This window comes from Senegalia massiliensis (assembly GCF_900626135.1).
GTDB classification, from domain to species: domain Bacteria; phylum Bacillota; class Clostridia; order Tissierellales; family SIT17; genus Anaeromonas; species Anaeromonas massiliensis.
On the sequence record NZ_LR130786.1, the window covers coordinates 565,878 to 578,583 of the forward strand.

A 12,706-nucleotide genomic window follows, 5' to 3' on the forward strand; every position below is an offset into this window, starting at 1 on the left:
ACATAATACTGATTTATTTATCTTATTTTATATGTTTTTTTACATTTCTTAATATATATAGAAAACAAAATGTATATTAAAAGATGAATTTTAATGTGTTATAAAAAAATGATATTTTTACCTCTATAATTAATGTTTTTTATCATTTATATATTACAATTCATACATTATATTATTATGATATCATATATGCTCCAATAAACAATTATAAAAATAATTCTAAACAAATATTTATATAATAATTTTTTATTTATTAAATATTACTTTTTATTTTTTATTTTTAATATATATTTTATTTTCTATATACTCTATAGCTTCACCTATTTCTTCACGAGAAAAATCTACTATATTCCTTAAACTTCTAATTGCTAAATTTTTAGTTAATTTTTGAGAATCAAATTCTATATTAGGGAATAATTCTTTAAAACACATCCTCAACATATCGTCTTTTATAATTTGTTCAGCTAGTCCTTTATAAGAATCTATTGAAGGTATTGTGTCCTCTTCTATCTTTTCGTAAGTTCGATGAGAATTATATTCTTGCTCCTTATCTATTTCAATTTGTGCTCTTTGTTCAAATTCACTCTTTTGTTTGTATTTATATTGAAGATCTCGCAATCGATTTTCTTTTGCTTTTTCTAATTTTAATACATCACTCTTTTTATATCTTATATCCTTATTTCTTTTCGGTTTAGGTTGAATACATTCTATATTTAATTCTTTCAGCCAATTATATATTGTCTTAGGTGTTACAATAGCTTTTGTTTCATATTTTTCTTCAAAGTAATTTAATATCTCTTTTGGTGAAACTTCTTCATTTAATCTGATGTAATCTTTTCCCATCTTCATTACCCCTTTTCTACTTTATTTCATTTTTTCTTGATGATTATTTTATTTTCCATATGATTTCATTGTAGCATAAGCATTTTAATTCATCAAGAACAATTTTATATTTCTTGATGAATTACATTGATTCATATAGAATTTCTTGATAAAATATAAATAAGTTAGAGAAAGGAGGTGATTAAATTATGTGGTTCAAAGGCTATCATAAAAGCAAGCTTTCTTGGTCTTATCCAGAAATAGAGAGTATAGACTATTTTTTAGAAGATTTTAAAGAAGAATTAACTGAAATTAATTTAGAAGATAATATTCTATTACTTGAAACATACAGAGATGAATTAAAAACAAAACCAGTAATTCTTACTTTAGGAATTTGTGAGTTAGAAATTCAAGGATTAGACGAAGCAGTAACGGTATTAAGAGGTCTTAAAAGTATGCATTAGAAAATTATATTTAAAAATAAAAAAAGGAGTGAAATTAAATATGAAAAAATTAAGACAATTTAATAAATTTGATTCAGTAGAGTTTTTTAAAGATAAAGATGTAAGAGTTATGGCCCACGAGCCTTGGAATGAATATGATGATGGGCAAATTACTAAACAGTTAGGTACAAAGTATAAATGCGTTATAGCTACAGATAATACGAAATATGATGGTACGAATGTAGCCCCTGATCTTAATGCTGGAGAACAAATCGATGTGAAAGTGCCACATCCTCCAAAAGATTATAAAAAGTTCAGCAAAATCAAGTTCATAGATGCTAGTGCATCTGTTTACGGTACTTTTATGTCAGAACTCTCTGTAAAGGCAGATGATGTAGATATTCAATCAAAATAATAACTCTAAAGAAATTTTATTATACTTTAGAACTTTTGTCAATAAATTGTAATGTATGTATCCGTTCCTGAAAAAGGGCGGATACATATTGATTAGGATGTGATTTGTATTAAAAAAACTTATAGGATGCAAAGAGGTTTAATGTCATTTTTATTTATTACCTTTTTTATTTTATTATGGTTGTTTTTTAAAAATATTTATCCATTAATAGCTGAATTCATAACTATAATAAATTTACCTTATATTGAATCAAATATTTTCTTAATTCCTGCTAGTTTTATGGTAATCATCATATTAATGTGTTGGTCAATTCGCAATAAATTGTGGCTTGGTTTATCCTTTTCTATCAATCATTATTTTATGGTTAAAAGAATAAGAAGACATATTAAAGATGCGAGATTTGAAGATGAAAGGGAATTTGATAATTTAACCGTTAAATTACCCACCATTAAAATAGAATTTGATGATACTACTTTAAGGACTACTGGAAAAGTATATATAAAAAATTCAATTAAATTTGATAAGAAACTTGAAGATATGAGAATTGATTCATCTTTAAAAGGATATATCAGTGAACGTAAATACTTATCTAAAGATAGAAATTGGTATATATATGAATTTTATTCAATCAATTCTCAAAAACAATTTGAAATTAAATCAAAATCTGATTTTATTGAATGGTCGAACGAAACTTCAGATGACTATTCATTACGTTTAGATAATCGTACTACTGTTCCATTACATCACATGGGTTTAGTAGGACAAACTGGTTCAGGTAAATCATTTTTTATTCAAATTTTATTGGAACAATTGTTATCAAAAAATGTAAAACATGAATTATTTGTTATTGACCCTAAAAGAACAGATGTCTATCAGATAGCTAAGCATAATATAGGTAGTAATCAAACTGCTGATAAATCAAATGCAATTGAATTAATTAAACACTTCCATGAAAAAATGAAAAGTCGTCAAGATGAATTACAAGATTTTTTTAAATCAAATCCCAACAAAACATATAAAGATGCAAATTTATCAGCTTTAATTTTACTTATTGATGAATTTGGAGCATTAAGAGAATCATGGAAAACTTTACCTAAGAAAGAACGTGATGAAATTGATAGCATATTATCAGATGTTGCTTTTATGGGTCGTCAACTCGGGTGTATTCTATGGATAGCAACTCAACAAATGAATGCACAGACTATGCCTACAGCAATTAGAGAGCAATTAGTTTTAAAAATAGCTCTTGGTGATAGTGATGAGCAAACATATAGAACATTATTTGCTTCTGGAGTTGACATACCACCAGTTCAATTTTCTGCTGGACAAGGTGTATATAGCTATCCTGTTGTAGCTAGTGTGGATAATCCAAAATTATTAGTAGTACCTTATTGTAGCTTTTTAAATTAAATTCCTTAGCTTTTCTTAAGGGAAAGCAACACAGAGAGTGGAAGGGGACCCGCCTGTTAAGGCGGGGTAAGGTTCCACTCCGTGTTTCACTCCTTTAGAAGAGCTGGGGTATATGGTAATCACCCCAGCTCCACTCAAGAGCAAAGTGCATGATAAACCTTATCCTCACAAGGTTTTTGATGCAAAAAACTTTGCTCAACCTTTTACTAATATATAGAGAGGATTGATAAAATATGATTCAACCAGATATAGACCAGTTTACACTTATACTTAAGCCAACTATCAGTTTTGATTTTGATTGTTGGCGGGATTGGCTCGCTAATAGTTTGATAAATACATTTTTAGTCAATTCTAAAATGTTATCCTTATTTGATTATTTTGATGTGTCTGATGTTAAATTACCAGAAGGATATACATTCGGTTATTCTTTTAATAACTCACCATTTTATTTTTGTATTGCTTATCATGAAGCTTTTTCAAAAATGGGAGTCATTATAAAATTTAGTGCATATGCATGGCATGAATATGTTAAAAGATACAATAATCAATTTAATGAGTCAATAAATTTATACAGTTTTTTGATGATGATTGAATCAGATGAGTATGATTTTAGACTATCAAGAATAGATATTTGTTGTGATTTTTTTAATGAAAAAATCAATATTCCAGAATTAAAGCGTTCAATTGAAGCAGGAAGGTGTGAAGTTAGATATGGCAAATACTAAAGTAAATTATTTAGAAAAAGTGGTTCAAGAAAACAAATTAAAACCTTATAAAAGAAATACTTCTAGAATAACTGATGTGTCAAAAGACTTTAACGCTGAAACAATTTATATTGGTTCTAAAGGTAGAAATACTAAAGTTCATCTTCGTATATATGATAAAAAGGCAGAACAATTATCGTGAAATATATGAGACATATTGCAAAAGAGGTTGATGATTGGGTTCGTGTTGAAGCTGAGTTTTCTGGAAAATATGCACATCAATTAACAGATGCTATATTGAATTGTAAAAATGATGTAGAATTTAAAAATATAATTATTAGTTCTCTATTAGATAGATATATGTTTTTTTATGTCAAATCTAATAGACCTCATAAAATCACTAAATTAATGTTAGAACTTTTAGATGAAAAAAATTTTCAATTTAAATCTCCATCACCACGTAATAATTTATTGGATCAATCTATAGATCATTTAATAAAAGGATCTGGTCTTATACCTACACTATGGAAAGTAGGAGAAATATGGGGAAAAGAAGTAACGCTAGAATTAATGGAACACTTATATTCTCATTATGAAGATTTTGCACCTAATGATGATCATATATCTTGGATTAATAAGTATAAAAATCTATATTTGCTTGAAGGAAAGCCTTGGAGCAAATAAATATATATTAAAAATTTATAAAAAATGTGCATTAAAGGAGGAAAAACTTTATGATTGCTGATATGCCTAAGAAAGATTATCCATATCTTTTGACAAAAAAACAAGCTTCTCAATTTTTAGGTATTGATCCTAAATCATTTGATAAATACATACGCCCTAATAATAATCTAAATCGTTTTATGATTGGCAGACATGAAAGATATACTGTAGAATCTTTAAAACAATTTATTGATTCAAATTCTATTTAATTTATTGATAGTTGATAATATGCTAGATTCGTAATACAATGAATTTGTATTCAACTAGCATCTATCAACTATAGTATGAAAGGAATTGATAGTATGGCTAGTATTATTAAAAGAGGAAAATCTTATAGAGCACAAGTTTCATTATATAAAAATGGAAAACACAAAAAACTTACAAAGTCTTTTCCAACTAAAAAAGAAGCAGAACTTTGGGCATTGGAAATGGAATTAGAAAAAGGAAATGGAAAACAACTTGCTCATGGAAATACAACATTTGCAGATTACTTTGAAGATTGGATATACCTTGTAAAGATTAATGATGTGAAAGAAACAACTTTTCAGTTTTATATAAGGACTTCTAACTTAGTAAGAGAATTATTTAAGGATATTAAATTAAAAGATTTAAATGATATTATTGTTCAAAGGAAAATAGATGAATATGCTAAGACACATTCTAAAAGCACAACTCATACACTTCTTCTTAAAATTAGAACTGCATTAAAGGATGCTTATTCGAGAGGTTATATATCAAATGATTTTTCTGGATTAGTAAAATCCAGAGGGAAAATACTCTCTAAACGAAATAAAGCTTTATCAATATCTGATTTAAAAAAGCTTCGCAACTATACTTTTCAACATCCAGAAAATGAGTTTAATTTATTTGTATTACTTGCATTAGAAACTGGCATGAGACGGGGTGAATTGCTTTCTATTCGTCCTGAAAATATCTTTGAATATGGAATAGAGGTTAGAAACTCAATTAGCCCTACATCTAATGATAAATCATTAAAAACTAAAAGTGCAAAGCGTAACGTTTCTATAAATAAAGAAGTTTATGATTTAATAACTAAAATTCCAGTTAAGCAAAATGGATATATTTTTCTAACTTATGGTTTCAAGCAATCAGAAATGCTCGCTAAATTACTTGAAAAGTTAAATATTGAAAAAACAACTTTTCATGGACTAAGAGATACACATGCATCTTTTTTATTCTCTCAAGAAATAGATTTAGTATACGTATCAAAAAGATTAGGTCATAGTAGCATTCAAACAACTCAAAATTATTATCTTGAATTAATGCCAGAAAAAAAGCACCAGCAAGATGCTGATGCTCTAAAATTATTAAATTCTTTATAAAGTTTATTCTTGATTTGAACCAACTTGAACCAAAATAGTCCATTATATGTTGGTATATCAATGTTTTGCCTATCTCTTTGAGAATTGTGGACTTCTTCTTGCTTTCTTTAGACCATATTTCTTTCTTTCTGTCATTCTTGGGTCTCTTGTAAGCATTCCTGCTTTTTTTAGTGTTGGTCTAAGTTCATTGTCAGCTTTAAGTAATGCTCTTGATATACCATGTCTTATAGCTCCTGCTTGACCAGTATAACCTCCACCATTTACATTTACTAAAACATCATATTTATCAGATGTATCTGTTATAACTAACGGCTCTTTTACTTTAACTTTTAATGTATCATAATTAAAATAATCGTCCATATCTCTATCATTAATTTTTACATTTCCTGAACCAGGAACTAATCTTACTCTAGCAATAGATTTTTTTCTTCTTCCAGTTCCATAAAATTGTACTTTCGCCATTTAAAATCCTCCCTTCCTGACTATATTTCGTAAACTTCAGGTTTTTGAGCATCGTGATTATGTTCAGTTCCACTATAAACCTTTAGCTTTTTAATCATTTGTCTTCCTAAACTGTTCTTTGGTAACATACCTCTTACAGCTTTTTGAACTGCTAATTCTGGTTTCTCTTGCATTAATCTTTTATAAGTCATTTCTTTTAAACCACCTGGATGATTTGTGTGGTATCTGTAAAGTTTTTGGTCAAGTTTTTTACCTGATAATTCTACTTTTTCAGCATTTATGATTATTACATGATCACCTGTATCAACATGTGGTGTATAAATAGGCTTATTCTTACCTCTTAATATTTTTGCTACTTCACTAGCAAGTCTACCTAATTTTTTACCTTCAGCATCTATAATATACCATTTTCTTTCAATTTCATGGGGTTTAGCTATAAAGCTTTTCATTTCTTTCCCTCCTCATTGCACTTTCATTTTAAATTTTAAGTTTAACGTCAATAAAAATCCGGGGCTAGTGGATTTTTATCTTTACACTCCTTTTATTGTAATACAACCTACCATGTGTGTCAAGACTTTTTAATAATAAACTTCCATCAAATATAGTGCATGACTTGGTGCTGTAATACCTGCTCTTTTTCGATTTTTTGCATCAATTATTTCTTTTATATTAGATTTTATTCTGCCTCTAGCTACATCTACCAAAGTACCAACTATTATTCTTATCATATTATATAAAAATCCGCTACCTTTAAATGTAAGTTCTATAATATCATCTTTTTGTTCTATATCTATATTATATATTGTTCTTATTTTATTGTCTGTACCTTCTTTTATAGATGTAAATGAAGTAAAGTCATGAGTTCCTATTAGCATATTTACATTTTGTCTGAATTTGTTCATATCCAATTTATATGGCACATGATAAGCATTATTCCTATATATTGGACTTCTTACTTGAGAGTTATATATTATATATTTATATGATTTACCTTTTGCATGATATCTTGCATGAAATTCATTATTTACTTCTTCTACTTTTCTTATTGATATATCCTCTGGTAATAAACTATTTAATCCCCTCATAAGTTTAAATTCTACTATATCTGAATTAGTAAAAAAGCTAGCAGTTTGACCAAATGCATGTACACCTTTATCTGTTCTTCCAGAAGCTTCCAGTTTCACTTTATCTCTTGTTATTTTAAATATAGCATCTTCTATTATTTCTTGAATAGATATTTCTGTAGGCTGCTTTTGCCAACCTTTATAATTGAAGCCATCATATTCTATTGTTATTTTTATATTGCGCATATTTTACATCCTCTAAATTACATATCTAAATAATATTATTATTACTAAAAGTAAAACAGATATACTCATAGCAAAAAAATCTCTCATTCCAAGGGTTAAAACTTTCATTCTAGTTCTATTTTCTCCACCTCTATAACATCTTGCTTCCATTGCCATGGCAAGTTCATCTGCTCTCCTAAATGCAGATATAAAAAGTGGTACAAGTAAAGGTACTAAACTTTTTGCTCTATTCATTATATTTCCGCTTTCAAAGTCTGCTCCACGTGCCATCTGAGCTTTCATTATTTTATCTGTTTCTTCTAATAGAGTAGGTATAAATCTAAGTGCTATTGTCATCATCATAGCAAGCTCATGTGCAGGAAGCCCTACTTTTCTAAAAGGGTTCAATAATTTTTCTATACCATCAGTAAGTGATATAGGTGAAGTAGTAAGTGTTAATAATGAAGTCCCTATTATAAGAAAAACAAGTCTTAATGCCATAAATGTTGCTTGTCTTAAACCCTCTATAGTTATTTTCAAAGGTCCTAATTTATATAATACTTCTCCAGGAGTTAAAAGTGCATTTATAAAAAACGTTATAAGTATTATAATGAACAAAGGCTTTAATCCTTTTAATATGAATTTTAAAGGCACCTTTGATAAAAATATTGATATAAATATGAATGCTGTAACAAATAGATATGGGGTAAAACTATCTATAAAAAACAACGAAATTATAAATAATAGTGTTATTGATATTTTAATTCTGGGATCCAGTTTGTGAATAACTGTATTACCTGGAAAGTACTGTCCTATTGTTATGTTTTTAAGCATCTCTTTTACTCCTTAAATATTTTAATAACTCCACTTCAGCTTCTTCTACTGTAAGTACATCATCTCTTATATCTTTACCTCTCTTTTTTAACTCTCTCATTAAATACGTTATTTGTGGTATACCAAGTCCTATTTTTTCTAGCGCTTCTACTCTTTTAAATATTTCTCTAGGATTCCCTACCATATTAACTTTACCTTTATGCATAACTATTATTTTATTTACTAACTTTGCTATATCTTCCATACTATGAGATACAAGTATTATTGTAATTCCGTATCTATCATAAAGTGATTTTACTTGCCCTAATATTTCATCACGACCTTTAGGATCAAGCCCTGCTGTAGGTTCATCTAGTATTAATATATCAGGTTTCATTGCAAGTACACCTGCTATTGCTACTCTTCTTCTTTGCCCACCACTTAATTCAAAAGGAGATCGTTCTTTTACTTCTTCATAGTTAAGTCCTACAACTTCCATAGCTTCTTTTACTCTTATTTTTACTTCTTCTTCACTTAATCCTAAATTCTTAGGTCCAAATGATACATCTTTATATACTGTTTCTTCAAATAACTGATGTTCTGGGTATTGAAAAACCAAACCTACTCTTTGTCTTATTTCCTTAAGTTTTACATCTTTTTTAGTTAATTCAGTATCACCTATGAATATTTTCCCAGAGGTAGCTTTAAGCAAACCATTTAAATGCTGAATAAGAGTTGATTTACCAGATCCTGTATGGCCTATTAACCCTACAAACTCACCTTTATCTATTTCTAAATCTACACTATCCAATGCCTTAATTTCAAATGGATTTCCAGGATTATATATATGATTTAAGTTTTCTATTTTTATTTTCATATTAATTTCACCATTTCTTCTACAGTTAATATATTAGTTGGAATATCTATTCCTCTATTTCTTAATTTATATGACAACTCCGTTACTTGTGGAATATCAAGTCCAAAGGCTTTCATTTTATCTACTTGAGAAAAGACTTGTTTCGGTGTCCCTTCAAGTACTATCTCTCCTTGTTCCATAACAACTATCCTATCAGCATCTACTGCCTCGTCCATATAATGTGTAATATGAACAATAGTCTTACCTTCTTCTCTGTTTAATTTTTTTATAGTTTCCATAACTTCTATTCTTCCAGATGGATCAAGCATAGCTGTAGGTTCATCTAATATAATACATTCTGGATTCATTGCAAGTACACCTGCTATTGCTATTCTTTGTTTTTGACCACCTGATAAAAGATGTGGTGCATGTTCTTTATATTTTGTCATCTCTACTATTTCAAGTGCTTTATCTACTCTTTCTCTTATTTGACCTGGTTCAATACCTTGATTTTCAGGACCAAAAGCTACATCTTCCTCTACAATTGTAGCCACTAGCTGATTATCAGGATTTTGAAATACCATTCCTGCAGTTGATCTTATATCCCAAAGTTTTTCTTCATCTAATGTATCCATACCTTTAACATATAAATTTCCTTCTGTAGGAAGTAGTAAAGCGTTTATATGTTTTGCAAGTGTTGACTTTCCAGAACCATTATGTCCTAGTATTACAACAAACTCACCTTTTTTAACTTCTAAATTTACGTTATTAAGTGCAATATTACTTTGTTCTTCATTATTTTTATATTCATATGTTAAATTATTTGCTTTAATCATTATTTCATCCATATTCTTCTTTCCTCTCTATATATAAGAGTATCTTACCTATCCATTTTAGCACAGTAAGTAAGGTAGTTCAAACATTTATATATTGTAAAAAATAAATAATTAAAGGAGCTAAGAATATTCTTAGCCCCTTTAATTATTTATACTAATTCAATTATAGCCATTTCAGAACCATCGCCTCTACGAGGTCCTAATTTCATTATTCTTGTATATCCACCATTTCTATCTTCATATTTAGGTGCTATTTCTTCAAATAATTCTTTAACTACTGTTTCATCATATATATATGCTAATACTTGACGTCTTGAATGTAAATCACCTTTTTTGCCAAGTGTTATCATTTTTTCAGCTAATTTTCTTGTTTCTTTAGCCCTTGTTACTGTAGTTTCTATTCTACCTTCTCTTAAAAGACTTGTTACTAAGTTTCTTAACATAGCCTTTCTGTGGTCAGTAGGGCGTCCAAGCTTTCTTAACTTAGCCATCTCGTATCCCTCCTTCTTGTTAGGGTAATTCTATTCTTCAGATTTTTCTAAACCTAAGCCCAAATCTTTTAACTTTTTTTCTACTTCATCAAGAGATTTTTTACCTAAGTTTCTAACTTTCATCATATCTTCTTCAGACTTATCTGTTAATTCTTCAACAGTATTTATGCCAGCTCTTTTTAGGCAGTTATAAGATCTAACAGAAAGATCAAGTTCTTCAATAGTCATTTCTAGAACTCTTTCTTTTGTGTCCTCTTCTTTTTCTACCATAATCTCTACATCATCTACAGTATCAGTAAGAGTTATAAATAGATTAAGATGTTCATTGAATATTTTAGCTCCTAATGAAACTGCTTCATCAGGTTTAATTGTCCCGTCAGTCCATACTTCAAGTACTAATTTACCATAATCAGTTACTTGACCTACTCTAGTATTTTCAGTACTGAAATTAACTTTTTTAACAGGAGTATAAATAGAATCTATAGGTAATGTTCCTATTGAATCTTCTTCTTTTTTGTTTCTTTCAGCTGGTACATATCCTCTACCTTTTTCCATAACAAGTTCTATATATAACTTGGCATTCTTATCTAAGGTAGCTATGTGTAAATCTTCATTTAAAATCTCTACATCACCACTTACTTGTATGTCACCAGCAGTAACTTCGCCTTCACCTTCAACGTCAATTATTAAAGTTACAGGCTCATCTGTATGCATAATAGCTGCAATATTTTTTACATTGAGTATTATTTCTGTTACATCTTCTACAACTCCAGGTATTGTTGAAAATTCATGCAATACTCCTTGGATTTTTATAGATGAAACAGCTGCACCAGGTAGTGAAGAAAGTAATATTCTTCTTAGGGAATTACCTAAAGTTGTAGCATATCCTCTTTCTAAAGGCTCTACTACAAACTTTCCATAGGTATTATCTTCACTTAATTCAACTACTTCAATTTTTGGCTTTTCTATCTCTATCATTAACTTAACCCTCCCTATCAGTTTTTTATCTATTCTGAGGGCAACCAATTCTATATTTTATTACTTAGAATACCACTCTACGATTAAGTGTTCTTCAATTGGGAGCTCTATATCTTCTCTTGAAGGTTCAGCAACTACTTTACCTTTTAAGTTTTCTGTATCTATATTTAACCATTGTGGCACGCTTCCTTGATGCCCTTCAACTAATTCTTTGAATTTAGCAGATTGTGTACTTTTTGATTTAACTTCTATTTCATCTCCTGTACTAGTTAAATAAGAAGCTATATCAACTTTCTTTCCATTTACTAAGAAATGTCCATGATTTACAAGTTGTCTTGCTTCTGCTCTAGATGACGCAAGTCCTAATCTATAAATTACGTTATCTAATCTAGTTTCTAATATTTTTAAGAAGTTTTCACCTGCAATACCTTCCATTTTATCAGTCATATCAAAGTATTTAGCAAATTGTTTTTCAGATACCCCATAATATCTACGTACTTTTTGCTTTTCTCTTAATTGAACTCCATAGTTTGATAATTTCTTTCTACCCTGTCCGTGTTCACCAGGTGCATAGTTTCTCCTAGTAACTGGACATTTGTCTGTGAAACATTTGTCTCCTTTTAAATAAAGTTTTAACCCTTCTCTACGACATTGTCTACACACAGGTCCTGTATATCTTGCCATATCTTTTGCACCTCCTCTAATCTCTTTCTGTTATACTCTTCTTCTTTTAGGTGGTCTACAACCATTGTGTGGGATTGGAGTGACATCTTTTATTAAGTTCACTTCTAAACCAGTAGCTTGTAATGATCTGATTGCAGCTTCTCTACCTGAACCAGGTCCTTTAACATAAACTTCAACTGTTTTTAATCCATGTACCATAGCAGCTTTAGCTGCTTCTTCTGCTGCCATTTGTGCTGCAAATGGAGTTGACTTTCTTGACCCTCTAAAACCAAGTTGACCAGCACTTGCAAATGAAATTGTATTTCCTTTAGTATCAGTTATAGTAACAATAGTATTGTTAAAAGTAGACTGAATATGTGCTTGACCTCTTTCAATATTTTTACGTTGTCTTTTCTTTACACGACCTCTTTTTACTGCTTTTTTAGCCACTTATAAGT

General features: G+C 29.1%; 19 protein-coding genes. 8 read left to right on the plus strand and 11 right to left on the minus strand.

What is annotated here, in order from left to right:
* Window positions 1–267: 267 nt before the first annotated feature.
* Window positions 268–843 (minus strand): hypothetical protein, encoded by a 576-nt coding sequence (locus tag E0D94_RS12690; RefSeq protein ID WP_130807932.1) that lies wholly within the window; start codon window positions 841–843, stop codon window positions 268–270.
* Between the two features lie 188 nt (window positions 844–1,031).
* Between E0D94_RS12690 and E0D94_RS12695 the strand changes: the two genes are divergently transcribed.
* The 8 genes from E0D94_RS12695 (at window position 1,032) to E0D94_RS12730 (ending at window position 5,860) form a co-directional block, all read left to right on the plus strand.
* On the plus strand, window positions 1,032–1,286 hold the full coding sequence (locus tag E0D94_RS12695; RefSeq protein WP_130807933.1) for a hypothetical protein: 255 nt from the start codon (window positions 1,032–1,034) through the stop codon (window positions 1,284–1,286).
* 40 nt (window positions 1,287–1,326) lie between these two features.
* Window positions 1,327–1,680 carry a hypothetical protein gene (locus E0D94_RS12700; protein WP_130807934.1) on the plus strand — a complete coding sequence of 118 codons (354 nt, stop codon included), beginning with the start codon at window positions 1,327–1,329 and terminating at the stop codon, window positions 1,678–1,680.
* 360 nt (window positions 1,681–2,040) lie between these two features.
* On the plus strand, window positions 2,041–3,090 hold the full coding sequence (locus E0D94_RS12705; RefSeq protein WP_207289787.1) for an FtsK/SpoIIIE domain-containing protein: 1,050 nt from the start codon (window positions 2,041–2,043) through the stop codon (window positions 3,088–3,090).
* Window positions 3,091–3,323: 233 nt separating this feature from the next.
* On the plus strand, window positions 3,324–3,815 hold the full coding sequence (locus tag E0D94_RS12710) for a hypothetical protein (RefSeq protein WP_130807935.1): 492 nt from the start codon (window positions 3,324–3,326) through the stop codon (window positions 3,813–3,815).
* Window positions 3,802–3,996 (plus strand): hypothetical protein, encoded by a 195-nt coding sequence (locus E0D94_RS12715; protein WP_130807936.1) that lies wholly within the window; start codon window positions 3,802–3,804, stop codon window positions 3,994–3,996. The genes E0D94_RS12710 and E0D94_RS12715 overlap by 14 nt, the downstream gene beginning before the upstream one ends.
* Window positions 3,993–4,478 carry a replication initiation factor domain-containing protein gene (locus tag E0D94_RS12720; RefSeq protein WP_130807937.1) on the plus strand — a complete coding sequence of 162 codons (486 nt, stop codon included), beginning with the start codon at window positions 3,993–3,995 and terminating at the stop codon, window positions 4,476–4,478. Before E0D94_RS12715 ends, E0D94_RS12720 begins: the two co-directional genes overlap by 4 nt.
* 50 nt (window positions 4,479–4,528) lie before the next feature.
* Window positions 4,529–4,726, plus strand: coding sequence for a helix-turn-helix domain-containing protein (locus E0D94_RS12725; protein WP_207289789.1), 198 nt, complete (start codon window positions 4,529–4,531; stop codon window positions 4,724–4,726).
* A gap of 75 nt (window positions 4,727–4,801) precedes the next feature.
* Window positions 4,802–5,860, plus strand: a complete 1,059-nt coding sequence (locus E0D94_RS12730; RefSeq protein WP_207289791.1) for a site-specific integrase — start codon at window positions 4,802–4,804, stop codon at window positions 5,858–5,860.
* A 69-nt stretch (window positions 5,861–5,929) separates the two neighbouring features.
* Here E0D94_RS12730 and rpsI read toward each other — a convergent pair whose 3' ends face one another.
* The 10 genes from rpsI to rpsK all read right to left on the minus strand — a co-directional run bounded on the left by rpsI (window position 5,930) and on the right by rpsK (window position 12,698).
* Window positions 5,930–6,322 (minus strand): 30S ribosomal protein S9, encoded by a 393-nt coding sequence (rpsI, locus tag E0D94_RS12735; RefSeq protein WP_130807939.1) that lies wholly within the window; start codon window positions 6,320–6,322, stop codon window positions 5,930–5,932.
* A gap of 20 nt (window positions 6,323–6,342) precedes the next feature.
* A complete protein-coding gene (gene rplM, locus E0D94_RS12740) occupies window positions 6,343–6,771 on the minus strand; it encodes a 50S ribosomal protein L13 (protein WP_130807940.1) in 429 nt (142 codons plus the stop codon).
* A gap of 129 nt (window positions 6,772–6,900) precedes the next feature.
* Window positions 6,901–7,632, minus strand: coding sequence for a tRNA pseudouridine(38-40) synthase TruA (gene truA, locus E0D94_RS12745; RefSeq protein ID WP_130807941.1), 732 nt, complete (start codon window positions 7,630–7,632; stop codon window positions 6,901–6,903).
* 12 nt (window positions 7,633–7,644) lie between these two features.
* Entirely contained in the window at window positions 7,645–8,445 is an 801-nt protein-coding gene (locus tag E0D94_RS12750; protein WP_130807942.1) for an energy-coupling factor transporter transmembrane component T family protein, read from the minus strand.
* Window positions 8,438–9,301 carry an energy-coupling factor transporter ATPase gene (locus E0D94_RS12755; RefSeq protein ID WP_130807943.1) on the minus strand — a complete coding sequence of 288 codons (864 nt, stop codon included), beginning with the start codon at window positions 9,299–9,301 and terminating at the stop codon, window positions 8,438–8,440. The genes E0D94_RS12750 and E0D94_RS12755 overlap by 8 nt, the downstream gene beginning before the upstream one ends.
* Window positions 9,298–10,128, minus strand: coding sequence for an energy-coupling factor transporter ATPase (locus tag E0D94_RS12760; RefSeq protein WP_130807944.1), 831 nt, complete (start codon window positions 10,126–10,128; stop codon window positions 9,298–9,300). Before E0D94_RS12760 ends, E0D94_RS12755 begins: the two co-directional genes overlap by 4 nt.
* Window positions 10,129–10,265: 137 nt before the next feature.
* The gene (gene rplQ / locus E0D94_RS12765; RefSeq protein WP_130807945.1) at window positions 10,266–10,607 is read right to left on the minus strand and encodes a 50S ribosomal protein L17; all 342 of its coding nucleotides are present in this window, start codon (window positions 10,605–10,607) and stop codon (window positions 10,266–10,268) included.
* Window positions 10,608–10,637: 30 nt separating this feature from the next.
* Window positions 10,638–11,585 carry a DNA-directed RNA polymerase subunit alpha gene (locus E0D94_RS12770; RefSeq protein ID WP_130807946.1) on the minus strand — a complete coding sequence of 316 codons (948 nt, stop codon included), beginning with the start codon at window positions 11,583–11,585 and terminating at the stop codon, window positions 10,638–10,640.
* 60 nt (window positions 11,586–11,645) lie between these two features.
* Window positions 11,646–12,269, minus strand: coding sequence for a 30S ribosomal protein S4 (rpsD, locus tag E0D94_RS12775; RefSeq protein ID WP_130807947.1), 624 nt, complete (start codon window positions 12,267–12,269; stop codon window positions 11,646–11,648).
* A gap of 30 nt (window positions 12,270–12,299) precedes the next feature.
* Complete coding sequence (gene rpsK, locus E0D94_RS12780; RefSeq protein ID WP_130807948.1) at window positions 12,300–12,698, minus strand: 30S ribosomal protein S11; 399 nt, start codon at window positions 12,696–12,698, stop codon at window positions 12,300–12,302.
* Between the last annotated feature and the right edge of the window lie 8 nt (window positions 12,699–12,706).